Here is a 26,833-nt window from a genome sequence, read left to right as displayed (position 1 = left end):
AGGTATACGAGGACATGCTTGCAACGATATTCGGATTGTTTGGCGTTACGGACTACGATGTGGCAAGAAGAATGACGATTGCAGAGTACAAGCTACGAAAACGAGGGCATGTCATGAAGCAATTAGAACGTGAGCAAGAATTATATCTGCAAGCATTTCTAAATAGAACTGCCCAGGCAACAGATAAGAACGGCAAAGCTTATGTCTATAAGACATTTACGGACTTTTACGACGAAGCGAAGCGCAGACAGTCTGTCTTGGGCGCTAATTACGCAAAACCAGTCAATAGTGACTTAATCGCTATCGCTAAAAGAATGAGAAACTACAAAGGAGAGGAGGGATATTAATGGCAAATTCGAGCTATACAGTCGAAGCGGTGCTACGAGCAAGGGATAGCGGATTTTCTAACGCTATGAGAGCAGCGGAGAGGTCGGTTAGTGGCTTATCTTCCATGGCCGAGAAAACAGGTTCGGTTTTTAAGTCTGTTTTAGGAGCAAACATCGTTAGTAGCGCTTTGATTTCAGGAGTCCAGCAGCTAGGCGGGTCTATCAAAGGTGTGTTTTCTTCTGCTATTGAAGAGGGCGGGAAACTCCAACAATCGCTCGGAGGAATTGAGACACTATTCAAGGGTTCTGCCGACAAAGTGAAAGCTTATGCAGACCAAGCGTTCAGAACTGCCGGTGTGTCTGCTAACGCCTACATGGAAAGCGTGACTAGCTTCTCTGCTAGCTTATTGCAGTCTTTAGGTGGTGACACAGAGAAAGCGGCAGACGTAGCCAACAGGGCAATGATTGACATGTCTGATAATGCCAACAAGATGGGTACTAATATGGAGTTGATCCAAAACGCCTATCAAGGTTTTGCAAAAGACAATTTCACTATGTTGGACAATTTGAAACTTGGTTATGGCGGTACCAAAACGGAAATGCAGCGGTTAATCAAGGATGCCGCTGCTATGACCGATGTACAGAAAGAGTTAAATGTCGAAGTAAAAGACGGAGATATGTCTTTCGGTAACATGGTTAATGCTATCTCTGTCATGCAGAAGAAACTCGGAATAACAGGAACGACCGCAAAAGAAGCAGCAACAACATTGAGCGGCTCTCTCGCTTCTATGAAAGCTTCTTGGTCAGACTTGCTTGGTAAGTTAGCGCTTGGTAGTGATATAGGCCCTGCGCTCAAAAACTTGATTTCTACGACTTCTACTTTCTTGCTTGGGAATTTTATTCCTATGGTCGGAAACATCATGAAGCAGCTCCCGCAAGCAATTAGCGGCGCAATAGCCGAAGCCGGGCCACAGATAGAGCAAAATTTAAAGGGCTTAATGTCTGGTTTCGGAGTTGACACAACTATTTTTGACACCATCAAAGACTCGTTCCGGGATGTTGTCGTAACTGTTGAGACGGTGTTTGCTACGCTGACGAATAAAGCGAACGGCTTTAATGATGTGATTAGCGGCGTTGGAAATATTGTTAAATTAGTCAATTTTATTATCCAAGACCTAGCGAGAGCTATTCAATTTGCCTTAGAAGCATTCGCTGAAACTGGAGCAATAAATAATGCGTACAAAGCATTTAAAGATTTAACAGAAGCAGCACTTGACCTAGCTAAGAAGCTTTCGGATGTAATCCCTTGGGATGTCGTAGGCGCAGCCGCTGGGCATTTAATCAATGCGATTTCAACGATTATAAGCTGGATTTCTAAACTTTCCCAATCTATCAGTAAAGATGTATGGAGCGGTTTAATCGCTGGAATTGGAGGCGGGGTGCTTGCTTTTAAGGCATTTAACTTTTTGAAGTCTTTCAATCCATTTGCTATTTTCAGGCGAAACGCAGTAAGCGACTTAGGTGGCGCAAGCAGTGTTGTAAGCAGTGGTGTTTCAAAAATCGCACAAATCTTCAAAAGTGTTGGATTTGCGATTAAAGCGGCACTTAGCGGTGTATCGCAAGTCATCTTAGCTTTCGGCGCAGCACTTAAAACGGCAGGGGTAGCTAATATTCTAGCATTCGGTGGAGCGGTTGCCATTGCTGCAGTTGGTATCGGCGCAGGAGTAGCTATTATCGCTGCTGGATTTGCTCTTTTGGCAACTCAGAGCGAGGGTATAAGCGCAATCATTGGCGCAGTAGGACAAGCCTTTTCGGCAGTAGCAACAGCGATTATCGGAGCTTTCGCACAAGCAATCGTGACAGTTGCAGGAGTTCTCCCAACGGTAACATCAGCGCTTGCTGGACTTTCTCCATTAGTCGTAGCAGTCGGTACGGCAGTAGGTCAAGCGGCGCCATTTGTGACAGCGTTAGGGCAAGCGCTAAGCTCTATTATCTCAGTTCTTCCGCCTGTTATTACAGCTTTAAGTGAGGGAGCGGCAGCTATTATCTCGGCATTAACACCTATCGTTGAAATTGTGGGCAATGTGTTTACTAATATAGCTCAAATAGTAGCGGATGCTATTGTTCGCATCGTGCAAGCTCTATCACCATTCATGCCAGCAGTATCGGAAATGGTTCAAGCATTAGCTCCTGTACTGCAGTCAATTGTTGAAGCATTTACGACTTTAGTTAGCCAAATAAGCCCAATCATTGATAGCATAGCTAACCTCTTTAAGAGTTTAGGAGAGTCTATCAAGACCGTGCTTGACGGTGCTAAAGGTGTAATCGAAAGTTTTGGCGGAGCAGTAAGGAATATCTTAGATGGCATTTCCGGAATATTTGACGCAATCGGAAATGCTGCTTTAAATGCCGGTAAAGGTTTCAAACTCATGGCCGAGGGTGTGGTCATGATTACCAAAACCAACCTTGGTGATATGGCTGCAAGTTTAGCGGCGGTAGCTACTGGTATTGGTGCTATAGCAGCTAACGGAGCAGGAATAGCAACGGCTGGCAATGGCATGAAAGCGCTAGGTCAAGGAATGGCAATGGTACAAGCATATAGCGCAGGCGCTTCTGCTTCGCTTATGTCAGTATCTGCAGTTCTTCCAGCGTTAGCTTCTGGATTTTCTGCATTAGCTCCAGTTGTAGCAAGCGCTGTGGCTAGATCTGTAACAAGCGTACAATCTGGAATGACCTTGATAGTGACAGTCATTGTTTCAAGTGCGGCTCGTATGACTGCAGCAGGACAGCAAGCCGGTCAAGGTGTTTCAAGAGGTATCGTCAATGGTATTCGTGCCGGCGTTGGTCAAGCAACTGCAGCGATGAACAATCTCATGTTATCCGTCCAGCGTGTCGGTAACATCGGCGCACGAAACATGCTATCAGTTGGCGCACAAATCGGTAACGGATTGGCTCGAGGTATGATTGCAGCTTTACCAGCAGTTACATCCGCAGCTCAAGCATTGGTAGAACAGGCAGAAGTGGCCGCAAAAGCCAAAGCGATAATCAAATCACCATCACGGCTTTTCCGTGACAATGTAGGTATCTATATCGGTCAAGGTATTGCAGTCGGTATCGACAGAAGCCAGAAGTATGTAAACGAAGCCTTGGAGAATCTATACGATGTCAAGGGCAAATTTGATTACAGCGATTTGCTTGACGACGGATTGAAGCAACATGGCTACACAGCAAACCTAAATGGCTCACTGACATTGGAAAGTAAACAATCAGACCAAAAGTTAGACATTATCAAAGATGCACTCAACACTATCAAACAAAGCCTTGATAGAGAAGTAGTGCTGAATGTCAACGGTCAAGAATTTGCTCGTTTGACAGGCGATGATTTCAGCCGCTATCAAAGTGATAGAGAATACATCAGCAATATTCTGAAAGGAGTGAGAGTGTGACAGAAACATCTATGACATATAACGGAGTAGACCTTTCTGGTCTGCTCAAAGTCCTAGAAGTAAAATCAAGTATCGGAAACGAACGCACAATCAAGACCGAGAAACTATCTCGGATTGGTACGATTGCAACAGCGGTCGAAGTGGACGCAAAAGAAATTGAGGTCAAGGTTAGCTTGGCCTCTTTTGATATTGCAAATATCACTTTTGTCGACACAACTGAACAAGCAAACACTGACAGAGGAGACATCAACGAGTTAAAAGAGCGTATAGCGGGCATATTTGACGCCACAACGCCGAAAAAGCTGACGCTAGGTAAATACCCTAACAGATACTTTAACGCTCTTGTAAGGGGCGATATGGAGCTTGAGGGGATAACTGACTGGTACGATGAAACGACTATCAAGTTTTACATTCCTGACGGCGTGGCACACTCGACGACTTACAAGCGTGTAGTGGACTATGAAGAAAAGCAAGGCAAGATGGTCTTTGCGATTGATAACAAGGGGACGGCAGACGCTTACCCGATTATCACGTTTAAAGCCAACGACGAAAACGGATATTATGGCCTTGTGAGCGACAGATTTGCTTTTGAAGCAGGAAGTATCGAAGAAGCTGACATCGTACCTTATAAGCACTCTGAAATCCTCTGGGACTATGTTACTGGCGAGGGTATAATCAAGGGTCTTGCGGACGGTCAGAAGAATGTAGCAATACTGAATGATAACTCTCAGAATTTGAATGGGACACTAGCCATTCAAAGCGCTTGGGGCAGACCTCACTTATTCCTCGCTAATCGGGGAGGTGGTCCTCTTGGAAATCATGCCGGATCAGTCACTTGGGAAATTCCTGCAGACAGCGTGGGAGAAAAGGGGGCGCTTCATGAATATATCTGGTGGAGACAGATTTTCTGGGTCAATCCAGCTAATCAGTATGGCTTCATCAAGATTTCATTTACTGGCGAAAATGGTGAGTTCCTCTATGGCGTTGAAACTATTAAGCGAGGGAATGGCCTAAATACAGAGTACAACTTCCTTGCTGCTAACGGAAACGGTAGTTATAAACTGGTTAAGCAATGGACGTTCTGGCCAACTCACAACCCAAGCGAAAATCCGTTTAACAAAGATAGCGGACAATCCGACATCTTACGAAGAGATGACGAAGTACAACTGTTTTGGAATGGTTCGTATCAGAAATTCACCATTCCTGAAATCAAAGGCAAGAAGTCTATTAAAGTCCATGTTGCAATGGGAGCTTTTGGCGATAAGCCACTACCAACTCACATGTACTTAGATAGCATCGTTTATCGGAAAGACTTTGTGAATGGCACAAAAGACATCCCTAATCGCTATGCTGCAGGAAGTATTCTTGTTATCAACAGTGAAAATGACAGTTTGATTTTGAATAACATTCCTGACTTGGACCAAGTGGTCGACGGCTCTTTATGGCCGGTCATACCGCCAGGGAAGTCTGAGATTGAGATTCTGCAGTCCAATTGGGCGAAGAAAAAACCGAGTGTGACGATTGAATTCGAAGAAAGGTGGCTCTAATGCTTTTAACAATCCACGATAGCGCCTTGAAGAAGGTCGCTTTTATCGATAACGACAAGCAGACCACCTTGAATTTCTTCAACGACAAGTGGACACGCTCACTCGAAAGTGCAACATCAGTCTTTGAGTTTTCAGTTTTCAAAAAGAAAATCCAATCTGACACATACGCTGAACAAGCATATAAGCACCTCAACGAACGTGCTTTTGTCAGTTTCAAGTACAAAGGTCGGTCTTATCTCTTTAACGTGATGAAGACCGAGGAAAACGAGCAGATTATCAAGTGTTACTGCGAAAACCTTAGTCTGGAACTCATGCTCGAGTACCAAGGGGCATACAAAGCACCAAAAGCAATGACATTTACAGAATACCTTGACACTTGGGGTACACTTGGCCTTTCTAAAGTCGAACTCGGCATCAATGAGATAACAGACCAACGTAGGACACTGCAATGGGAGGGACAAGAAACCTCTCTTGCTCGCTTAATCTCCCTTGCTCGTAACTTTGACGCTGAAATCGAGTTCGAGACGCACTTGAAATCGAACAGTCAGCTTGACCGCTTTGTCTTGAATGTCTACAAGGCGCATAGCACAGAAAATCAAGGTGTCGGACGCAAGCGAAATGATGTTGTCTTAAAGTACGGCAAGAATGTGCGTAGTATCAAGAGAAGCGTTGACAAGACGCAGCTATACAACGCTATCAAGCCAATCGGACGCAAGGAAGAAACCAAGGAAACAACGACCAAGGTTTCCAATCCATCAGCTACACAAGCGGCAAGCGGTAAGAAATATACTGGTGGCGGTTTAAACTACGCAGGGCATCCTATGAGCGCAGGGATAGTTCAAACTATCCTCAATCTTTGTGTGCAGTACAACATACTGCCGTCTGGTATGATTTGCCAGCTCTATCTTGAAAGCTTCTGGGGCGCTTCTAACGTGGCCAGAATTGACAATAACTGGTCTGGTATGTCTGGCTCTGCTCAGACACGTCCAAGTGGTGTCAAGGTTACGACAGGAAGCGCTAGACCTGCCAATGAGGGCGGAACATACTTCCACTATGCGTCAGTTGATGACTTCATGAAAGACTATGCCTATCTGCTGGCCGAACAGACCAGCGGAGGGCGGAAATTCTACGGAGTCAAAGGCAAGCAGAACATTGAAGACTACACTCGTGGCCTTTTCCGTGTTGGCGGTGCGTTATATGACTATGCGGCTGCTGGATACGGCCACTATATCGCTCTCATGCGAGATATCAGAGGTGGTGTCAATCGCTCTAATGGTAATATCCTAGACAAGCTAGACGACCTTTGGAAACAGCCTAACAATCAATTAAGCAGCCCTAGTCAGCCTATAACGCAAGTCGTTAAAGCTGACAAAGTGATAGCAGTCATTAACGAAATGAAAGGCCTGCAAGGCCGGACAGTTGGTAGTGGTCAATGTTACGGCTTGGCGGCTTGGTATTCGATGAAATTAGGCGGCCCCGGTCTTGGCGGTGGTGTAACTGGCTTTTCTGGCAAGATAGGCGCTGGTATGGCCGCAGCCTACATCGGAACTGATTACGCTTGGGCTAATTTTGGTTGGTCTGTAGTGCGACCAAGAGGAACTAATGAGCTGAAAGCTGGGGCTTTGGCAAACATCAAAGCTCACAATGCTTTTCTAGCAACTGGACAGTATGGTCACGTTTCCATCATTATCGCAAATAACGGAAGTACCGTTACGGTACTTGAGCAGAACTATGCTGGTCGTCAGTATGTGACGCTTGGGACATACAACGCACAAGCATATCTTGGAGCGATAGAGACGCTATGTTATCCGCCGGAACTAAAAGCCGGAAAGACAGTCGAGGGTAGCACAGTAACGAGCGGAACGGTTGATGTGCCACTGCCAGAAATAGAACTTAAAGAAGTAACCGTCAGCACCACACAGGTTGTCATAGACCCTAAGAAAAAGCAAGAGTGGAAGAATGAAAAAGGTGAGGTCGAATTTTACCTTCAGGGTAGTTTGCTATTCGCTCCGCTTTCTAAGCAACTCTATCCGTCAGTTTTGACTGGTACTGAGACAAGCGATAACTGGATCCGCAAGGACATGGAAGTCGATACAGATAGCGAAGAAGTGCTTATCTCCACGGCCTTGCGTAATCTTAGGAAATATTGCTATCCAGCTATCACATACGAAGCAGACGGATATTTTGACTTGGATATTGGTGACACTGTCAAAATCCAAGACACAGGCTTTAGTCCAATGTTGGTGCTGGAAGCTCGTGTCAGTGAGCAGCAAATTAGCTTTACCAATCCGAGCGAAAATAAGACGGTCTTTGCGAATTTCCAAGCCTTGCAGAACAAGGTATCAGACAGCTTGCTAACTCGCATGGCTAAGCTTGCAGAGCAGGCTATACCGTACGAATTGAAGCTATCCACAGACCAAGGGACGGCCTTTAAAAACCGCACAGGTCAGAGCTTGCTAATGGCTACACTGGAGAAGAATGGCAAGGTGTACGAGCCAATCATTTTTTACAAGAAAGGTGACTCTATCATCGGCAGTGGCAGTCAAATGCTAGTCCGTGCGACAGATTTTGAGGGGACTCTGCAAATCACTGTAGAAGCCTATCTCAATGATGAGAAAGTGGCAACAGCAGAAGTGACTTTCAGCAATGTGGCTGACGGTCAAGCTGGTGCGAAAGGTGATAAAGGCGACCCGGGTGCACAAGGTCCTCCAGGACCTAAAGGAGATAAAGGAGCGCTCGACGAGGAACAGCTCAAGCAAGTCAATGACAAGATCGATAGCAAGGCTGACCAAAAGCTGACAGCAGAGCAACTAAACGCTTTAACGGAAGCCATGCAATTAGCCAAGGCAGAACTCGAAGCCAAAGCAAGCATTGATACGGTCAATGAATGGGTTAAATCCTATCAAGACTATGTCAAAGCAGACGAAGCCGGACGAGTTGCAGCAGAAGCCAAACTTGTAGCAGCAACTCAAAGGGTTGCCAAAATAGAAAACAATCTTGGCGACATGGCTGAGCGCTGGAGCTTCCTAGACAGCTATATGAGCGCCAGCAATGAGGGGTTAATCATTGGCAAAAAAGATGGCTCGTCCTCTGTCCGTGTTGAGAGCGACCGTATCAGCTTCTATTCTGCTGGCTCTGAGGTAGCTTATATCTCACAAGGTGTCTTAAAGATTGAGAACGGGGTATTCACTCGGACGCTTCAAATTGGGCGTTTCCGTGAGGAGCAATATCAGCTCAATCCGGACATGAATGTAATCCGATATGTAGGGGGAGGTGCTTAAAAATAGTAAGAGCTAATTTCAGCGGCGGCTGGGGGCATAATTTGCAACTAGACGTGACTTGGGGCGTAAGGCGGCAAGATATAGCTGGCAACTACACGATGGTCAATGTATCAGTGCATTTAATCTCTAATGCTTATGTTTTCATACCGTCATATTCAAAACCTATCACAGTCAGAGTTAATGGGCTTGCTATTGACACAGTCAACGTTGATGCTGGTATCGGTGGCAATCAAGATAAGAGCTTATTATCAAAAGACTACCGCATCGACCACTCGGAAGACGGCTCTAAAGGGTTCAGTCTTGATGTAGGATTAGACATAAACGTTGGTAATTATGGCATCGCCAGAGTTATCCAGACAGTCAAATTACCATCTATACCTCGAGCAAGCTCTGGGAATGACGTGACGGCTGTCATAGGTCAACCGGTGACGATTAACATTAATCGCAAGCATGAGAGATTTACTCATTCTATTTGGGTTAGGTATGGAAGTTATGACAAGAAAATCGCTGGCGACGACATAGCAACTAGCTATGTATGGACTCCAGAAATGGCATTATGCGAAGAATTCCCAAACACATCTAGCGGTAGCGGACAAGTCACGATTATCACTTATGACGGGAGCAGAGAGATTGGGCGTGATGTTAAAAGACTTAATCTTTCAATTCCTGATAGTGTCAAGCCGACTTTGACAGGTTTCACCCTCACAGACGGCAATGCAATAGCGGCTAATATCGTTTCTGGCGGCGAGCACTTTATCAAGATTTTATCTGATATTAGAGTCAATTTTGGCGCAGCTTCTGGGGTTTACGGCTCGACGATTACAGGCTATTATGCGGAGATTGTCGGCAAAAATCAATCCACGACAACCAACGGCGGTGGCCTTGGGCTGATGAACTATGATGGCCAAGTAGTAATCAGAGCGAGAGTTACAGACAGTCGAGGGCGTACTAGTAATGCTATAGAGCGGACAGTAACTATTCTTGACTACTTCCCGCCAATCCTAAAATTTGATGTGGCCAGAACTGGTCTGAACGGCGGAACGCTGACCATTACACGGACGGCCAAAGTCGCTCCTCTAATTGTAAATGGCTCGCAGAAGAACAAGATGACGCTGACATTTAAGGTCAAGCCCCTTTCGGACAGTAGTTACACATCGGACACCGGTCCTGCTGCTGGGTCTTGGACGAGCATATCAGAGCTTGCCAACAGCCCAGCAAACCTATCCGGTCAGTATCCGGCTGATAAGACTTGGGAGGTTGTTGGCAGACTTGAGGATAAAGTCACAAGCGCAGAATTTGTCGCAGTCATTACGACAGATGGCGCAGTCATTTCTTACAGCCGTTTTGGCGTTGGCATTAATAAAATATGGGAGCGTGGGGCGCTTGATGTAAAAGGCGACATCTATGCGAATGACAAACTCATTCAAATGCACCAGTTGACGCAGAAGAACGGCACTGCCATCTATGCCTACGGAAAAGACTTCGACCAGGAACGGACGACTGGTGTCTATTTTAAAAACGGAACGGAAAACAACAATCCAGCTCGTCAATATGGCTGGCTGCTAGTGCTCAATAGTAACAACGAGTGCTTCCAGATGTTCTTTCCGTCCATCGCAACAGCAGAGCCAGCTAAGCGTGTCCTACTTGCTGGGAAATGGAGCGCATGGTCAACCAATGCAAGGAGTGACCACGCTAACCTCAAGCGCATAGAATGGACGTCTACAGGCGTCAACGGTGTGCACTACAAACGGCAGGGGGATATCGTGTCGCTTAGGATTGAGATAAGAGATGTTACAGGTAATGTTAATCTTGGACGTATACCAAACGAACTAAGCCCAATTAGAGGTAACGCTGCCATGTTAAATGTGCCGGTTTTCGAAAACGGATCAAGTAACGACAGGCATTTGCAAGTCAATCCTGACGGAGTTATGACCTTGCTTGGGACTAACGATAAATACATAGGCACGCAGATTAACTGGTCTATTTAATCAAAGAAAGGAATATATGTCTAAATTACAATTTAATCGCAAGAGTTGGATTTACTCTTCATCCAACAACGAAGTTGAGGGCACTCATGTTATTCTGACGAATGCGGAGGGCGCTTTCTATCCGGTATTGCTTCCGAAAGAAGCGATTGACCTACCAGTCGAAGAACTGGAAAAGAAAGCCTTGGAGGTCGTCTATCAAGAGAATTTCCCAGACCGGGCCAAGAAAGAGCAGGACGAGGAAATCAAGAAGAAATTCCAGGAAGCAGACAAGAAAGAGCAAGAAGCTACTCTGCAGCGTGCAGAGATGAAAGAAGTGCTCGAGCTTGTCACTTATATCGCTCTTGGGATTTCTGGTGGCCTTGACATCAACAGCTACACAGCTTTGGCGCAGAAGATTGACGCACCAGTCAACGGCAAGCGGTATACAGGACCTACATTCGTCACTATTGATTATCCTTACTCGACCAATCCCAAGTGGCAGAAAGGCAATCGGACGATTGTTAAATACACTGGCATGACTGGTTACAACTACACTGGCCAATCAGCAGAAGATATGCTCAAATCTGGTGCATGGACTATCGTGCTGCCAAATATCAGCAATTAGGCAATTAGAAAGGGGGTGATTATTATTTGAAACCAGAGTACCAGCTTTTAATGACCGTGGGCGGATTTATCATAACAGTCTACGGTTTTTATAATGTTCTGCGTGCGAAAAGCATTGAGCAAGCAACCAAAATCAACTCATTGGAATTGCGATTAGGCTTTTTGGAGCAGCAGACGAAAGACCATACTCGTCGCTTGGACGACCACGACAAGCAGAACCAAGCTCTCGTCGCTATGACAGAGCAAATCAAGAATTTGACAGAAGATGTCAAAGAACTCAAAATCATGATCGAAAAGAAAGGAAGTTAAATCATGAACACATACACTAAAAAACTCGCTATCAAAGTAATCAAGACTATGGCTCAAGCAGCGCTTGGTGTCATTGGCTCGTCTGCCCTGCTGACAGAAGTCAACTGGGTAGTAGTTGCATCAACAGTCGGACTTGCAGGTCTGACATGTATCTTGATGAACTTGTCTGAACTCAAAGAAGACTAATAAGGGGGTGGTCTTTTGACGACTCAAAAACAACTACTTGACAAGCTAGAAAGTGTAGTCAATCAGCGGCTAACCGTACCAACCAACCCTTTTGGAGGACAATGTGTTGCTGCGATTGATCGAATACTTCAATACGAAGGACTATATAACCTAGACTTTAGCTATGTCAATGCAATAGATTGCTTAGACCGTGCTGCAAATCTAGGTCTTAAAGTGACATACTTTAACGGCTCTAATAACCCGCCTGTAGGGGCGGTGTTTGTGTCGAATTGCTTGCCTTATCATGAGTTCGGACATATTGGATTCGTGGTCGCACACAATCCAGATGGCACGGTAACAACGATTGAGCAGAACATCGACAGTAATGCCGATGCTCTGTATAACGGCGGTTGGACACGCAAGGTTATTCGCGATCTATCTAGCGACGGCACATTTAGCTATGTTAATTGGCAAGCACCGGCGCAGCAAATGCTCGGCTGGTTTGAGCTGCCATTTGATGCACCAAAAGCAGATATTGTAATCAAAAACTTGGAGGATTTAAAACTAATGAAAGAATTTATCGTAACTAGCAAAAAATATGGATACGGAGTTTTCGTAGGCGGGAAATATGTTGGATTGTCCGACATCAAGTCAGTAAACAGCCTGAAAGATAGGTTAGGTTTTGCTATCGTCGAGCTGGGAGATGATGACTTCCTTCGCTTTTCGAAAGCTCACGGATAATAACAGAAAGGAGTTCGCTCCTTTATAAGACACTTTTAAATAATACACTGCCTCGGCCGATTGGTCGGGGCTTTTTTGTTTGCTTCGAGGGGCAAAAAGGGGGCATAAGTTTAAAACTTTTGTATTTTTATAGCAAAAAACATAGATAGTTTCATCTCTTTATATGCTTATTTAATGCGTTTTAACGCTATTCTATCTTTTTAGGCGAATAGCGGGACACATCCGTACAGTACGTTAATCTAAGACAACAAAAAAGAACCGTTGATTGGAAAATCACCGGTTTTTTTCTTGTCTATGTGATACCACTTATCTTACTTGAGAGAAGAACAAGTTTGAGAATTGATTTTTGAAATAAAATTGTACCTTTGTCTATTTTGTCTAAAAATGATATAATGGTATAAAAGAGATGGGGGAGACGAATGTTAAAGAGAGATTTATTAAGAAATATCATTATTTTTTCAGTACTGGCAGCTATCATTATAGGGCTGAGAGTTTTTATTTATACGCCTTATCGGGTGACTGAGCAGGACAGTAATTCCTATTTGGCAAAGAATGACTTGGTCTTGGCGACGAAAAAGCAAGACATCAAGCGTGGAGACTTTGTTCTCTATGAAGTGGACGGCAAAGACTATGTCGGCCGGGTCATTGCCCAGGAAAAAGATCAGGTAACCTATATGGATGACCTCCTTTACCTGAACGGTCAGGTCATGTCGGAAGAATATATCGAGAAAATGCGCGAGAAATATCTGGCTTCAGCAGGAAGTTCGGGTTACTATACTCATGATTTCTCTATTATGGATTTAAAAGATTCAAAGTCTGATAAAATTACTAAAGATTCTTATCTGATTATTAATGACCGACGGGAAAATACGAAGGACAGCCGAGAATTTGGGCTCATCAAAGCCAGTCAAATCAAGGGAGTGGTGGAGTTCCGACTCTCACCGCTTAATGAATTTGGTTTTATTAAGAATAAATAATTGAAGTCTATTTTCAACCAAGGCAGGGCAAGCCTTGGTTTTTTCTTTGAAAATCAACTTTAAAGTTACAAGTAAACATAAAGATACTTGTCTTAATGTGGTATACTAATATCAAAAGACCGATAAAGGAGACTGCTCTTGAAGTCAAGAAAGAAAAAATTATTATTTTTGGCTATACTTGCACTGATTTTTCTGACTGCATGTAGCAGCATAGTAAATAGAGATGGTGAAAAAATATGGATGTCAGATACAGAAATGAGTGAGCTTCATAAGAAAGAGGAAAAGATCGCACTTTATATCATTAATCATTATGAAGATGTTCAAAAAATTGAATTTGATGAATTTTCCAAGGGAAAGTTCTGGGAAGCAGGTTCTGTTAGTGTGATTGTAAATGACACCAGTTATATCCCACATGTTTCTTTGGACTCAAAAGATAAAAACTATAATATAAATGATAGTTCTCACACTGATTCGACAGAATTGACTTTTCGTCTGAAAAAGAAAGAGAAGGTCACAAATTTTAAAGATACGGGTGAGACAGATGTTATTTACTCTGGAGAAAATGCTTGGCTGACGACTGAGGAAAAAGTAAAGGTACGCAACCAGGAAGAGGGGCTGGCTTTATTTTTACTGAATCACTATGAAAATGTTGAAAAAATTGAATTTACAAAGATTTCAAGAAAGCCTTTTGGACAGGCAAGATATGCTGCTTTACTTGTTAATGATAAGATAAAGATTTATACCGACCTAGATGATAGCTATGACAACTATTATTTGTCTGACAATCCTGAAAAAGACGGCCTGAAAGCTAAAGAGAAACCAACAAATTTGCAAAGTCTAGATAGTATTACTGTTATTTATTATACAGGGAAATGAAGGATGTGTTGCAATGAAAAAGCCAGACTGACTTAATCATCAGACTGGTTTTTTCGTGTCTCTTGGTGAAAGATATTTTGCCATACTTCGTGGCGGCGCCAGAGGCTGGTATGGATAACACCGTCCATTTCATAGCGGATGAGCTTGGTTTTCTGGCTGACAGAGAGCAGTTCAAAGTTTTTGATAGGTGTTTTTGAGGCTCTTTCTGCCAGAAATTCAGCCTTGTTCAGCTGTCGGCCATCTTGGGAAATGTAGAGAAATTCGGCGGACAGAAGTGTATCCAGTTGGCTGCCTTGCTCCACGAGCTGTTCACGCATGAGCAGGTTTGGGTAAAGATTGTCCAGCGTCTCATCCTCGGGAATGGGAGCGGGCTCAATATGAATATCAATGTCAAAGACTCCGAAGCGCTCCATAAGCATATCCTCAACTTGGTCCGCAATCTCATGGCTTTCAAAAACAGATAAATCTGGATTCATTTCCAAGATAATATCTAGATAGATATTACTGCCATAGGTCCGGCCGCGCTGTGACTTGACCTGAGTGATTTTAGGAATTTCCAGGATAGCTTGCTTATAGTCTTGGAGCAGGCTTTCATCAAATCCGTCGGACAGGCTGAAGGAAGATTCCATAAAGATATCATAGGCCGTCTTGAGAATGAAGAAGGTAATGATAATGGCTGCTAGCTTATCAACGATTGGGAAATTAAAGGCGCTGGCAATGATAGCAACTGAAGTGCCGATAGAAGTGACAGCGTCTGATAGGTTATCCTTGGCTGCGGCATCCAGAGCCTTGGAGTGAGCTTTTTTAGCCAGTGTTTTATTGTAAAAATAAACACCTAACATAATGATTGCCGAGATGATTCCGACCACGGCACCAACTGGGTCAATCTTAGTCTCTTGGTTGGAGATGATTTTCTGAATGGTCTCAATCAGGACATCAAATCCAACGAAAAACATGATAAAAGATGTGATGAGACTGGCCAAATCTTCTATCTTCCAATGGCCGAAGCGATGGTCACGGTCGGCTGGTTTTCTAGCCATACGCAGGCCAATTAAAACGGCGATATTAGCCACGATATCAGAGACGTTGTTAAAGCCGTCGGCCGTCAGACTGGAGGACTGGAGGGTCGAGCCTGCGATAATCTTGACCGAGGAGAGAATCAGATAGGTAGCGATGGACAGGATGGCTCCTCTCTCCGCTAGTTTCAGATTGTTACTAGGATTTTTCATGACAGCCTTTCTTTCTGAGTGGGACAGCAGAATGGAAAAGAGACTTGCGAAAAAATGTCATTTATGGACAGATGCTCTAAGTCTCATATGGGCATATTATAGCAAAAATAGGATTGATTTTCAATTTGAGTTGGGCTTGGGGTGCCTTAAATGACTTTGTCGAAAATCTAACCTAAAATCAGAAATTCCTCTTCTTTCTGGTTTAGCTTCATCAGGATTTTTGTTATAATAGTAGCATTGACTTTGAAAGAGGAAGAAAAATGCATCCTTTATTAAACGGTATGAATGACCGTCAGGCTGAGGCGGTTCAGACAACAGAAGGGCCTTTGCTGATTATGGCGGGAGCTGGATCGGGTAAGACCCGTGTCCTGACCCACCGCATTGCCTATTTGATTGATGAGAAGATGGTCAATCCTTGGAATATCCTTGCCATTACCTTTACCAATAAGGCGGCGCGGGAGATGAGAGAACGGGCTGAAAAACTTAAAACGGAAGCTCAAGATTGCTTAATCGCTACCTTCCACTCCATGTGTGTACGCATTCTGCGGCGAGAAGCAGATCATATTGGCTACAACCGCAACTTTACTATCGTTGATCCAGGTGAGCAGCGGACTCTGATGAAACGGATTCTCAAAAATCTCAATCTGGATCCTAAAAAGTGGAATGAGCGCGCCATTCTTGGGTCTATTTCCAATGCTAAGAACGACCTGATTGATGAGGTGGCCTATGCAAATCTAGCTGATGATATGTATACAGAAATTGTGGCCAAGTGCTACACAGCCTATCAAAAGGAATTGCGCCAGTCTGAGGCTATGGACTTTGACGATTTGATTATGCTGACCCTGCGGCTTTTTGATCAAAATCCTGATGTTCTGACCTACTACCAGCAACGTTACCAGTATATCCATGTGGATGAGTACCAGGATACCAACCATGCTCAGTATCAGCTGGTCAAGCTCTTGGCTTCCCGCTTTAAGAATATTTGCGTAGTCGGAGATGCTGACCAGTCTATCTATGGCTGGCGGGGAGCCGATATGCAGAATATCCTGGACTTTGAAAAGGATTATCCAGAAGCTAAGGTAGTCCTGCTTGAGGAAAATTATCGCTCTACTAAGACCATCCTTCAAGCTGCTAATGAAGTCATCCGAAACAACCGCAACCGCCGTCCCAAAAATCTCTGGACTCAAAATGAAGACGGTGAGGAAATTGTCTACTATCGGGCTAATGACGAGCAGGACGAAGCTCTCTTTGTCGCCCGAACTATTGATCAGCTGAGCCGAGAAGGTTACAGTCATAAGGATTTTGCAGTTCTTTACCGGACCAATGCCCAGTCACGGACGGTGGAAGAAGCCCTGCTCAAGTCCAATATTCCCTATACCATGGTCGGTGGAACCAAGTTCTACAGCCGTAAGGAAATCCGCGATGTTATTTCTTATCTCAATCTCATCGCCAATCCTAGCGACAATATCAGCTATGAGCGCGTGGTCAATGAGCCTAAGCGTGGTGTTGGACCAGGAACGGTGGAGAAAATTCGAGATTTTGCGTCCAGTCAGGAAATGTCTTTACTGGATGCGTCGGCCAATATCCTGCTGTCGCCAGTCAAGGGCAAGGCGGCTCAGGCGGTCTATGAATTTGCCAATATACTTCTGGATTTGCGGGAGTGCTTGGACGACTATACAGTGACGGAGCTGGTAGAGGCTGTATTGGAAAAGACAGGATATGCTGCGGTCTTAGCCGCGCAAGCAACTTTGGAAAGCCAGGCTCGGATTGAAAATATCGAAGAATTCCTGTCTGTAACCAAGAACTTTGATGAAAGTCCAGATAATCCTGCTGATGAATCTGGTCTTGATAAGCTCAGCCGTTTTCTCAATGACTTAGCCTTGATTGCAGACACAGATGACGGAGATACGGAGAGTTCCGAAGTGACTCTGATGACCCTCCACGCGGCCAAGGGATTGGAATTTCCGGTCGTCTTTCTGGTTGGTATGGAGGAAAATGTCTTCCCTCTAAGTCGGGCGTCTGAAGATGAGGATGAGTTGGAAGAGGAACGGCGTCTAGCTTACGTTGGCATCACCCGAGCAGAGAAGATTCTCTATCTGACCAATGCTAATTCCCGTATGCTTTATGGTAAAACCAACTATAATCATCCTACACGCTTTTTGAGAGAAATCAGCTCAGACTTGCTAGACTATCAGGGACTGGCTCGACCGTCAAATAGCTCCTTTAAGGTTAGTTATACCAATAGTGATACCAGTCAATTCGGTCAAGGCATGAGTCTGGCCCAGGCCCTGCAAGAACGGAAGCGTCAGGCAGCACCAAGCTCGATTTCTACAGGCAGTCTGCCTTTTGGAAAGAGCAGTCAGAGCCAGCCATCTAAGCCAGAAGTTGCTTGGGCTATCGGGGATATTGCCCACCATAAGAAATGGGGAGATGGGACAGTTCTGGCAGTCTCTGGCAGCGGAAACAGTCAAGAGCTTAAGATTAATTTCCCAGAAGTCGGTCTGAAGAAAGTGCTGGCCAGCATAGCACCGATTGAGAAAAAATCATGATGAGGCAGTCAATTGAAGCCTGGATCTATCATCCAGAGGATGGAGAAATCTTGCTATTGAAAGTGGAAGCTGAGAAAGTTTCCTTTTGGCAGCCCATTACTGGTGGGATTGAGAGTGGTGAGAGCCCAGAAGAGGCCTGCCTTCGTGAAATAAAAGAAGAGACCGGCTTGGTCTTAGCTTGTTCAAGTCTGACAGGTCTTGGAAATTTCACAGTAAAGATTGATGAACATCTGACCATTCACAAAAATCTCTTTCTAGTTCTGACAGAACAGAAGGAAATCCAGATTTCAGATGAGCATGTGGGAGCTCAGTGGGTAGCTTTAGACAAAGTTTCGTCGCAGTTGTACTGGCCCAGCAATCAAGCGACTTTTGAGATTATAAAAGAGAAGCTATAAGATATAGCTTCTCTTTATTTCTTTTGATAAGGAAATTCTATTAGTCAAGTGGGGCGTTTAGTGGTAGACTTATCACATAACTATAGTGAGGTGACCTTATGACACGTGAATTTAAATTTGAAACTCTGCAGCTTCATGCCGGACAAACAGTGGACCCGACAACTAAGTCGCGGGCTCTGCCTATTTATCAGACAACTTCCTATGTGTTTGACGATACTCAGGAAGGAGAAGATCTCTTTGCCCTGCGCAAGCCGGGCAATATCTACACTCGGATTACCAATCCGACCCTGTCTGCTTTTGAGGAGCGGATTGCGGCTTTGGAAGGTGGGGTTGGAGCACTAGCGACAGCTTCTGGTATGGCAGCTGTTACCTACACCATTCTAGCCTTGGCCCATGCTGGCGACCATGTAGTGGCAGCCTCTACCATCTACGGCGGCACCTTTAATCTGCTCAAGGAAACCCTGCCTCGCTATGGCATTACCACGACTTTTGTTGATATTGAAAATCTGGCTGAAGTAGAAGCAGCCATTCAGGACAATACCAAGCTGGTTCTGATTGAAAGCTTGGGCAATCCTTTGATTAATATTCCTGACTTTGACGCTTTGGCAGAGCTGGTTCATGCTCACAAGATTCCGTTGATTTCCGATAATACCTTTGCTACGCCTTATCTGATCAATGTCTTTTCTCATGGTGTGGACATTGCGGTGCATTCTGCGACCAAGTTTATCGGCGGTCATGGAACCAGCATCGGTGGCGTAATTGTGGACAGCGGTCGTTTCGACTGGGAAGCTTCTGGCAAGTTTCCGCAGTTTGTTGATCCGGACCCGAGCTATCATGATATCAGTTATACACGTGATGTCGGAGCAGCAGCTTTTGTCACTGCAGTCCGGACTCAGCTCTTGCGCGATACGGGCGCAGCCATGTCTCCCTTCAATGCCTTTCTCTTCCTGCAGGGGTTGGAAACTCTCTCTTTGCGTGTAGAGCGCCATGTGTCCAATGCAGAAAAGATTGTAGATTTCCTAGCAGGACATCCTAAGGTCGAGCAGGTCAATTATCCCAAGCTTGCTGACAGTCCATATCATGCTTTGGCAGAAAAATATTTCCCTAAAGGCGTGGGCTCAATTTTCACTTTTAATGTCAAAGGTGGGGAGAAAGAAGCTCGTAATGTTATTGACAGCCTGGAGATTTTCTCTGACTTGGCCAATGTAGCCGATGCTAAGTCCTTGGTTGTCCATCCAGCTACGACAACTCACGGTCAGATGTCGCCAGAAGATCAGCTGGCAGCAGGCATTACACCAAATCAAATTCGTCTCTCTATCGGCTTGGAAAATGTGGATGACTTGATAGAGGATTTGAGAATCGCCTTGGAATCTATCTAATTTTCAAGGCCTCTAGACTGTGAAAATGAGAATAAAACTAGGTTTTCGCCTAGTTTTTTGTTATAATAGGATGAAATATATAAAATAGTAGGAGATTAAAATGACAATTTCGGTGATTGTTCCGTGTTTCAATGAAGAAGAGTCTATTCCTCTGTTTCATGAAGCTATGGAAGCGGTCAAATACCAAATCCGTGACCAGTTTGAATATATTTTTGTCAATGACGGATCGACAGACCGGACCTTGGCTGTTTTGCGTGAGCTCAGCAGTCGCTGTCCAGACGTGCACTATCTGTCCTTTTCTCGCAATTTCGGAAAAGAAGCAGCCCTCTATGCTGGTTTGCAAGAGGCGAGAGGGGAATTTGTGACGGTCATGGATGTAGATTTGCAGGATCCGCCTGAGCTCCTGATTGAGATGAAGGCCATGCTGGACTCGAATCCTGAGCTGGACTGCGTGGGGACTCGTCGGACTACTCGCGAGGGAGAGCCACCTATCCGGAGCTTTTTTGCCAATCTGTTCTATAAGCTGATTAACAAGATTAGTCAGGTAGAGATGGTAGATGGTGCGCGGGACTTCCGCCTGATGCGCCGCCAGATGGTAGAAGCTATTCTGGAAGTTTCAGAGTACAATCGCTTCTCCAAGGGGATTTTTGCCTGGGTTGGCTTCAATACCGAGTATTTGGAATACAAAAATGTTGAACGAGTGGCTGGTAAGACCTCTTGGAATTTCTGGTCTCTTTTCAACTACTCTTTGGAAGGCATCGTCAATTTCTCTGATGCGCCGCTCAACATCGCCTTTTTAGGAGGTATCCTGTCTTGGATTTTAGCCTTCATCCTGATGGCAGTGATTATTATTCGTACCTTGGTTTTTGGTGATCCGACATCGGGTTGGCCGTCTCTTATGACTGTCATTCTCCTTATCGGCGGCTTCCAGCTGCTGACCATCGGCATACTGGGTAAATACATTGGTAAAATCTTTATGGAAACCAAGCATCGGCCGATTTATGTGATTAAGGAGAAAAGTAAATGATTTTCCGGAAACGTTTTTCTGATTTTAAAAACTATCTTCTTTTAAATAAATCGTCTGCCCTAGTTATTTTTATTATTTATTCAGTAGTCAATATTAATATCGGTTTAGCTGAGTATCCCTATATTGATGATATTGGAAGACAATTACAAGGCTATTCAAAATTCTCTGAACATTATTCAAGGTATTTAAGTGAGTATTCCGCTCGATTAATACAAGGTGGGGATCATTTGACAGAACTAGGCTTGACTTCAAATATTCTGTCCGCTTGTTTTTTAACTTTAGCGAGCTTAATTTTATTGTTTGTCTTATATCCCAATAAAAAGATTTCTTTTATAACAGCATCTGTTTCAACTATTATAGGGATTAATCCGTGGTTTTTAGAGCCATTAAGTTTTAGGTTTGACAATCCTTTTATGACTTTAAGTATATTAGTTTCCATCATTCCATTTATTTTCTGGGATAATAAAAAAATATTTGGAGTTATGTCAGTTGTTGGTATATTCTTAATGTGCAATTCATACCAAGCTTCTTCAGGAGTGTACATTATTGTAACCATGACGCTAGTATTTTTAGAATTATTGCAAGGAAGTTATTTTAAAGAAAAAATTCCTAAAATTTTCATCTCAATGTTGTCATATGTAATTGGTTTGCTTTTATATCGTATACAAATTTTTATAAAGCCACCGATTTTTGCTGATCAAGCTGATATTCCAAAGGGATTAGAGATGATTAAAATAATTGGGGTGAATGCTACAGGATATTTGAACAATATATTTTTTCAAAGTTCAACTATCTGGGTTTTATTAACAATAATTGCTATATTTCTCTTAACTATCAGTGTGATTCGCTTATCCAGAACTAAATTCCTTTTAAACTTTATTTACATGCTGATTTGGCTAAGTTTAGGAAGTGTATTTAGCTATGGAACCTATTTGATTTTGTCTAATCCTTATTATCTTATGAGACCAAGATATGAATATGGTTTCGGAATTTTTTTAGCGATTATCTTAATTGTTAACTTAGAGTGCGTTGAAAAGAGTAAAATTCTACGTAGAGGGAAGTCCTTCGTCTCGGGATTATTAGTTTTTTATTTCTTATCTTTCTCTTTTACTTATGTGAGCAGTTTAAAACAACAAAATGAAATGTTCAAAGCGCAGAGCATATTGCTAGCTTCCTCTCTAAACAAGTACATTACACTCGAAAAAACAGTTATTAATGTGAATCGCTTTCTTTCTGATTCGCCAGTATTTAGCAATACAGCTTCTGTTTATCCAATGTTAAAAAGTTTGATTATGCCAAATACGAATGTTTCTTGGGATATGACATTGAGATTTAATAGCATAACGAACTTAAACGTCGATTTCAAATTAATCGATATTGCTAATATCGATTTTAGTAGTGAAAATTATACATTACTTGAAGAAACAAAGTTATATAATATTTATCTTGAAAATAATGAATTATTTGTTATCATGAAGTAGAATCTTTCTAAGAGAGAAATAAAGAAAAGATTCATTTTAATATGATTATGCATTGTTAAAGTTTATACTGTCAATTTGAAATGATGCTAAGTTTTCTGATTATCACTTGCATAATGTTGCATCATTTATATATGGAGTATAAAAAGTATGAGATTTTATTTTCTAAAAATGACTAGAGGTATGATTCGATCAAGCAGATTTTTTCTGCTTTTTTTGTTATAATAAACTCATTGAATGTTTATGATGTGAAAGGAAAGACAAATGATTTTAATTACAGGTGCGAATGGACAGCTAGGTACAGAGCTTCGCTATCTTTTGGATGAGCGCAATGAGGAGTATGTGGCTGTTGATGTGGCGGAAATGGATATTACCAATGCACAAATGGTGGACAAGGTCTTTGCGGAAGTCAAGCCAAGCTTGGTTTATCACTGCGCAGCTTATACTGCAGTTGATGCGGCTGAGGACGAAGGAAAAGAGCTGGACTATGCCATCAATGTGACCGGGACCGAAAATGTTGCAAAAGCAGCAGAAGCACACGGAGCGACCTTGGTCTACATCTCAACAGACTATGTCTTTGACGGACAAAAGCCTGTCGGAGAGGAATGGGAAGTAGATGACCGGCCGGATCCACAGACAGAGTATGGCCGTACCAAGCGCATGGGTGAGGAGCTAGTTGAGAAATATTCCAGCCGTTTCTATATTATCCGTACTGCCTGGGTCTTTGGTAACTACGGTAAAAACTTTGTCTTTACCATGCAAAATCTTGCTAAGACTCACAAAACTCTGACTGTAGTCAATGACCAGCATGGTCGTCCGACTTGGACTCGTACGCTGGCTGAATTTATGACTCATCTGGCTGAAAACCAAAAGGAATTTGGTTATTACCATCTGTCTAATGATGCAGCTGAGGATACAACTTGGTATGACTTTGCATTGGAAATTCTCAAAGATACAGATGTGGAAGTCCAGCCGGTTGATTCCAGCAAGTTCCCGGCCAAGGCTAAGCGGCCTTTCAACTCAACTATGAGCCTGACCAAGGCCAAGGCTACAGGCTTTATCATTCCGACTTGGCAGGATGCCTTAAAAGAGTTTTACAAGCAAGAGAAGAAACAGTGATTTTCTTTGAAGTTAATAACAGCGACAGAACTTAGTCTCAGACTAGGTTCTGTTTTTTTCTTCTAGCTAGTTGGGGAAGTGGTTTCAGGTGCGTGCTCTGGTGGAGAAAGAGCTGGCTTGAAGATGCGGGTGGGAAATGATAATGAGAAGAATTTTCCACAGATCCTATCCCCTTAAAATAAAGATGTTTCAATTTGATGAAATTCTGTGGATAACCTTTATTATTTCATTCAACTGTGTTACAATGTTACTATAAATAAAATAGAAGAGGTGTGTGAATATGTCACGTAAACCATTTATTGCTGGTAACTGGAAAATGAACAAAAATCCTGAAGAAGCAAAGGCTTTTGTAGAAGCAGTTGCTGCTAAGCTACCTTCTTCAGATTTGGTAGAAGCTGGTATCGCTGCTCCAGCACTTGATTTGACAACTGTTTTGGCAGCAGCTAAAGGAACCAATCTTAAGGTTGCAGCGCAAAACGCTTACTTTGAAGATGCAGGTGCCTTCACTGGTGAAAACAGCCCTAAAGTTCTTGCAGAAGTTGGAGTTGACTACATTGTTATCGGTCACTCAGAACGTCGCGATTATTTCCATGAAACAGACCAAGACATCAACAAAAAAGCGCATGCTATCTTCCGCAATGGTCTGGTGCCAATCATCTGCTGTGGTGAATCACTGGAAACTTACGAAGCTGGTAAAGCAGTAGATTTCGTTGGTGCTCAAGTATCAGCTGCTTTGAAAGACTTGACAGCTGAGCAAGTTGCATCATTGGTTATCGCTTATGAGCCAATCTGGGCTATCGGTACTGGTAAGTCAGCAACTCAAGATGACGCTCAAAAGATGTGTAAAGCAGTTCGTGACGTTGTAGCAGCTGACTTTGGTCAAGAAGTAGCAGACAAGGTTCGTGTTCAGTACGGTGGTTCTGTAAAACCTGAAAATGTTGCGTCTTATATGGCTTGTCCAGATGTTGACGGTGCTCTTGTTGGTGGTGCATCACTTGAAGCTGAAAGCTTCTTGGCATTGCTTGATTTTGTAAAATAAAAAAATGTTGAAAAAAGACTTGTCCTCCCAAAGGTGACAAGTTTTTTAAAAGTTGGAGAGAAAAGTTGAAATCGAAAGAATTAGTTTATTTAGCGAGTACGGCTATTTTGTTGGCAGCGACTGCCAATGTTGCAAAAGCCGAGGAACATAATATCGCTGAGTCAGAAGTTTTAAAAACAGAAAGGTCTGTTAGTTCCCAGAATCAAACAGTGAATGCGGCCGCATCACAAACGTCTAATCAGGCGACTGTAGCAGTGTCAACTGCAGAACAGTCAGTTCAAGCTGTTAAGCAAGAGGAGGAAGCAACGAACGCTACAGGAACAGCTGTTGAGTCTGGAGGAGCAGCTCAATCAGTTCCTGTAGAAACTCAGGTAGCTTCTGCTAAGCCAGAAGGGCAAAGTCAGCCAGATGCAAATGCTTCTAATCAGAATGAAACTGCAGCTGATCAGTCAGCAAAAGCAAGCTCTTCTGTTTCAGATTCTGCTACTGCCTCAGAGCCCAAGCCTAGTCCTGCAGTAGCATCAGCACCAAAAGCTAGTAGTGCTGGAAAAACTGTATTTTATAATGCTGGGTCAAAGGCTCAGGCAGCCCGCGGGAATTCCCAAGCAGAGATTAAAGGCACTTCCTTTGTAGATGTCAGCAGCCACAATGGCCATATCAGCGTAGATGACTATCGTAAATTAGCCCAGCAAGGGGTTGGCGGTGTCGTTGTCAAACTGACTGAAGGAACCCATTACACTAATCCATTTGCCGAGTCTCAAGTGAGAAATGCTCAGGGAGCTGGTTTACAAGTATCGACCTATGCCTTCTCGCACTATACCAGTGATGAAGAAGCGAGAGCAGAAGCTCGTTATTACGCTGCCTTTGCTAATAGACTAGGTTTGCCTAAAAACACAGTCATGGTCAACGACATGGAAGATCCCAAAATGCAAAATGGGATTAACCAGCATACCCAGGCTTGGGCGGATGAGATGCGCAGACTGGGTTATTCCAACCTGATGTATTATACCAGTGCCAGCTGGCTGGATCAAAATAATCTTCGCAGCAAGGGACCAGTTAATACATCGCAATTTGGCTATAGCAACTTCTGGGTGGCCCAGTATCCGTCCTCTAATTTAAATCTTGATGGAGCTAAATCTCTCAAATACAACAGTGGCGCTGGAGCATGGCAGTTTACAGCTCAGGCTCAGCTTTTAGCTGGCAAACATGTATTTGACCATAGCGTTGACTATTCCGGAAGATTTACCCAGCAGTCTGCTCTTGCTAAGCAGCCTTTAAAGGGTAACATCAGTATTCAGAATAAGAATAATGTCAACGGAAGCTTTGATGTTGTGATTTCAAACGTTTCTGCTCCTTATGGAGTGTCTGTTGTTAGTGTTCCGGTGTGGTCTGAAGCTAATGGTCAAGACGATATTATCTGGTACACAGCCACTCAGCAGGCCAATGGTACTTATAAAGTTTCTGTTGATTCTAGCAGACATAAAGATTCAGTTGGAAAGTACAATGTCCATCTCTACTATGTCCGCAACGACGGTCAATTAGTCGGTGTCGGCGGTACTACGACTAATGTATCTGTCATCAAGCCACAGGGCAAAATCAGCATTCAGAATCGCAACAGCGAAACTGGTGATTTCGATATTGTGGTTTCAGGTATCTCATCCCCAGGTGGTCTTAAGACTGTCTCTCTGCCAACTTGGTCAGAAGCTAATGGTCAAGATGATATCAAATGGTATACTGCTGAACGTCAGGCTGACGGCACTTATCGTAAGCGAGTACGCATAAGCGACCACAATAATGTGCAGGGCGAGTACAACGTCCATCTCTATTATGTCCAAAATGACGGCCGCTTGGTTGGTGTAAGCGGCACTAAAACGACCGTTTCTCTTGGAAAACCTAAAGGCACCATCAGTATTCAAAATCGAAATAAAGAAACCGGCGATTTTGATATTGTGGTTTCAGGTATTTCATCTCCGGGCGGCCTGAAGGAAGTTTCCCTGCCAACTTGGTCTGAGGCTAACGGCCAAGATGATATCAAATGGTACAACGCTGAGCGTCAAGCTGATGGCACCTATCGTAAGCGTGTCCGTCTGAGCGATCACAAAAATGTAGAGGGTGAGTACAATATTCATCTCTACTATGTGCAAAATGATGGCAGCTTGGTAGGTGTAAGTGGCACTAAAACGACTATTTCTATAGAAAAACCAAAAGTTCAAGGCAAAATCAGTATTCAGAATCGCAACAGCGAAACTGGCGATTTTGATATTGTGGTTTCAGATATCGTATCGCCAGGCGGTCTCAAGACTGTTTCCCTACCAACTTGGTCAGAGGCCAATGGCCAAGATGATATCAAGTGGTACAA

At 43.6% G+C, this 26,833-nt stretch carries 20 protein-coding genes; 19 read left to right on the top strand and 1 reads right to left on the bottom strand.

What is annotated here, in order from left to right:
* Positions 1–14 precede the first annotated feature (14 nt).
* From O3627_RS10515 to O3627_RS10465, 11 genes are all read left to right on the top strand, one after another.
* A complete protein-coding gene (locus tag O3627_RS10515; protein WP_371621384.1) occupies positions 15–347 on the top strand; it encodes a hypothetical protein in 333 nt (110 codons plus the stop codon).
* Entirely contained in the window at positions 347–3,772 is a 3,426-nt protein-coding gene (locus tag O3627_RS10510) for a hypothetical protein (RefSeq protein WP_371621383.1), read from the top strand. The genes O3627_RS10515 and O3627_RS10510 overlap by 1 nt, the downstream gene beginning before the upstream one ends.
* Positions 3,769–5,319, top strand: a complete 1,551-nt coding sequence (locus tag O3627_RS10505; RefSeq protein WP_371621382.1) for a distal tail protein Dit — start codon at positions 3,769–3,771, stop codon at positions 5,317–5,319. The genes O3627_RS10510 and O3627_RS10505 overlap by 4 nt, the downstream gene beginning before the upstream one ends.
* Entirely contained in the window at positions 5,319–8,600 is a 3,282-nt protein-coding gene (locus tag O3627_RS10500) for a phage tail spike protein (RefSeq protein ID WP_371621381.1), read from the top strand. The genes O3627_RS10505 and O3627_RS10500 overlap by 1 nt, the downstream gene beginning before the upstream one ends.
* 41 nt (positions 8,601–8,641) lie before the next feature.
* Positions 8,642–10,588: a DUF859 family phage minor structural protein gene (locus O3627_RS10495; RefSeq protein ID WP_371621380.1), complete on the top strand. Its 1,947-nt coding sequence runs from the start codon at positions 8,642–8,644 to the stop codon at positions 10,586–10,588.
* 16 nt (positions 10,589–10,604) lie between these two features.
* Entirely contained in the window at positions 10,605–11,192 is a 588-nt protein-coding gene (locus tag O3627_RS10490; protein ID WP_371621379.1) for a DUF1366 domain-containing protein, read from the top strand.
* Between the two features lie 26 nt (positions 11,193–11,218).
* Positions 11,219–11,500: a hypothetical protein gene (locus O3627_RS10485; RefSeq protein ID WP_161543108.1), complete on the top strand. Its 282-nt coding sequence runs from the start codon at positions 11,219–11,221 to the stop codon at positions 11,498–11,500.
* Positions 11,501–11,503: 3 nt separating this feature from the next.
* Positions 11,504–11,686 (top strand): holin, encoded by a 183-nt coding sequence (locus O3627_RS10480; RefSeq protein WP_371621378.1) that lies wholly within the window; start codon positions 11,504–11,506, stop codon positions 11,684–11,686.
* A gap of 15 nt (positions 11,687–11,701) precedes the next feature.
* Positions 11,702–12,406, top strand: a complete 705-nt coding sequence (locus O3627_RS10475) for a CHAP domain-containing protein (protein ID WP_371621377.1) — start codon at positions 11,702–11,704, stop codon at positions 12,404–12,406.
* A gap of 419 nt (positions 12,407–12,825) precedes the next feature.
* Positions 12,826–13,383: a signal peptidase I gene (lepB, locus tag O3627_RS10470; RefSeq protein WP_002897850.1), complete on the top strand. Its 558-nt coding sequence runs from the start codon at positions 12,826–12,828 to the stop codon at positions 13,381–13,383.
* 138 nt (positions 13,384–13,521) lie between these two features.
* Positions 13,522–14,259, top strand: a complete 738-nt coding sequence (locus tag O3627_RS10465) for a hydrolase (protein WP_185756161.1) — start codon at positions 13,522–13,524, stop codon at positions 14,257–14,259.
* A gap of 32 nt (positions 14,260–14,291) precedes the next feature.
* Here the strand turns inward: O3627_RS10465 and O3627_RS10460 are convergent, their stop codons facing one another.
* Positions 14,292–15,488, bottom strand: a complete 1,197-nt coding sequence (locus O3627_RS10460; RefSeq protein WP_125356958.1) for a cation diffusion facilitator family transporter — start codon at positions 15,486–15,488, stop codon at positions 14,292–14,294.
* 260 nt (positions 15,489–15,748) lie between these two features.
* On the opposite strand from O3627_RS10460, the gene pcrA reads away from it, so the two are divergent.
* The 8 genes from pcrA to O3627_RS10420 form a co-directional block, all read left to right on the top strand.
* The gene (gene pcrA / locus O3627_RS10455) at positions 15,749–18,037 is read left to right on the top strand and encodes a DNA helicase PcrA (RefSeq protein ID WP_125356957.1); all 2,289 of its coding nucleotides are present in this window, start codon (positions 15,749–15,751) and stop codon (positions 18,035–18,037) included.
* The gene (locus O3627_RS10450) at positions 18,034–18,432 is read left to right on the top strand and encodes an NUDIX pyrophosphatase (protein WP_125356956.1); all 399 of its coding nucleotides are present in this window, start codon (positions 18,034–18,036) and stop codon (positions 18,430–18,432) included. Before pcrA ends, O3627_RS10450 begins: the two co-directional genes overlap by 4 nt.
* A 98-nt stretch (positions 18,433–18,530) precedes the next feature.
* Positions 18,531–19,811: an O-acetylhomoserine aminocarboxypropyltransferase/cysteine synthase family protein gene (locus tag O3627_RS10445; RefSeq protein WP_125356955.1), complete on the top strand. Its 1,281-nt coding sequence runs from the start codon at positions 18,531–18,533 to the stop codon at positions 19,809–19,811.
* Positions 19,812–19,911: 100 nt separating this feature from the next.
* Positions 19,912–20,838 (top strand): glycosyltransferase family 2 protein, encoded by a 927-nt coding sequence (locus O3627_RS10440; protein WP_002895909.1) that lies wholly within the window; start codon positions 19,912–19,914, stop codon positions 20,836–20,838.
* Positions 20,835–22,319: a glucosyltransferase domain-containing protein gene (locus O3627_RS10435; protein WP_343091832.1), complete on the top strand. Its 1,485-nt coding sequence runs from the start codon at positions 20,835–20,837 to the stop codon at positions 22,317–22,319. The genes O3627_RS10440 and O3627_RS10435 overlap by 4 nt, the downstream gene beginning before the upstream one ends.
* 261 nt (positions 22,320–22,580) lie before the next feature.
* On the top strand, positions 22,581–23,435 hold the full coding sequence (rfbD, locus tag O3627_RS10430; RefSeq protein ID WP_002906860.1) for a dTDP-4-dehydrorhamnose reductase: 855 nt from the start codon (positions 22,581–22,583) through the stop codon (positions 23,433–23,435).
* Between the two features lie 280 nt (positions 23,436–23,715).
* Positions 23,716–24,474: a triose-phosphate isomerase gene (gene tpiA / locus O3627_RS10425; protein ID WP_002906859.1), complete on the top strand. Its 759-nt coding sequence runs from the start codon at positions 23,716–23,718 to the stop codon at positions 24,472–24,474.
* Between the two features lie 65 nt (positions 24,475–24,539).
* On the top strand, positions 24,540–26,833 hold a 2,294-nt coding region (locus O3627_RS10420), incomplete at its 3' end, for a GBS Bsp-like repeat-containing protein (RefSeq protein WP_371621376.1).

This window comes from Streptococcus sp. 27098_8_82, from assembly GCF_041431615.1.
GTDB lineage: Bacteria > Bacillota > Bacilli > Lactobacillales > Streptococcaceae > Streptococcus > Streptococcus sanguinis_K.
Note: the sequence above shows the minus strand (reverse complement) of the source record. Positions and strands in the feature narration are given on the sequence as shown.

What these genes read in the sequence shown, in the direction of transcription:
- O3627_RS10515 (WP_371621384.1), top strand. Translation starts at nt 15, where the DNA reads ATGCTTGCAACGATATTCGGATTGTTTGGCGTTACGGACTACGATGTG.
- O3627_RS10510 (WP_371621383.1), top strand. Translation starts at nt 347, where the DNA reads ATGGCAAATTCGAGCTATACAGTCGAAGCGGTGCTACGAGCAAGGGAT.
- O3627_RS10500 (WP_371621381.1), top strand. Translation starts at nt 5,319, where the DNA reads ATGCTTTTAACAATCCACGATAGCGCCTTGAAGAAGGTCGCTTTTATC.
- O3627_RS10490 (WP_371621379.1), top strand. Translation starts at nt 10,605, where the DNA reads ATGTCTAAATTACAATTTAATCGCAAGAGTTGGATTTACTCTTCATCC.
- O3627_RS10480 (WP_371621378.1), top strand. Translation starts at nt 11,504, where the DNA reads ATGAACACATACACTAAAAAACTCGCTATCAAAGTAATCAAGACTATG.
- lepB (WP_002897850.1), top strand. Translation starts at nt 12,826, where the DNA reads ATGTTAAAGAGAGATTTATTAAGAAATATCATTATTTTTTCAGTACTG.
- O3627_RS10460 (WP_125356958.1), bottom strand. Translation starts at nt 15,488, where the DNA reads ATGAAAAATCCTAGTAACAATCTGAAACTAGCGGAGAGAGGAGCCATC.
- pcrA (WP_125356957.1), top strand. Translation starts at nt 15,749, where the DNA reads ATGCATCCTTTATTAAACGGTATGAATGACCGTCAGGCTGAGGCGGTT.
- O3627_RS10450 (WP_125356956.1), top strand. Translation starts at nt 18,034, where the DNA reads ATGATGAGGCAGTCAATTGAAGCCTGGATCTATCATCCAGAGGATGGA.
- O3627_RS10445 (WP_125356955.1), top strand. Translation starts at nt 18,531, where the DNA reads ATGACACGTGAATTTAAATTTGAAACTCTGCAGCTTCATGCCGGACAA.
- O3627_RS10440 (WP_002895909.1), top strand. Translation starts at nt 19,912, where the DNA reads ATGACAATTTCGGTGATTGTTCCGTGTTTCAATGAAGAAGAGTCTATT.
- O3627_RS10435 (WP_343091832.1), top strand. Translation starts at nt 20,835, where the DNA reads ATGATTTTCCGGAAACGTTTTTCTGATTTTAAAAACTATCTTCTTTTA.
- rfbD (WP_002906860.1), top strand. Translation starts at nt 22,581, where the DNA reads ATGATTTTAATTACAGGTGCGAATGGACAGCTAGGTACAGAGCTTCGC.
- tpiA (WP_002906859.1), top strand. Translation starts at nt 23,716, where the DNA reads ATGTCACGTAAACCATTTATTGCTGGTAACTGGAAAATGAACAAAAAT.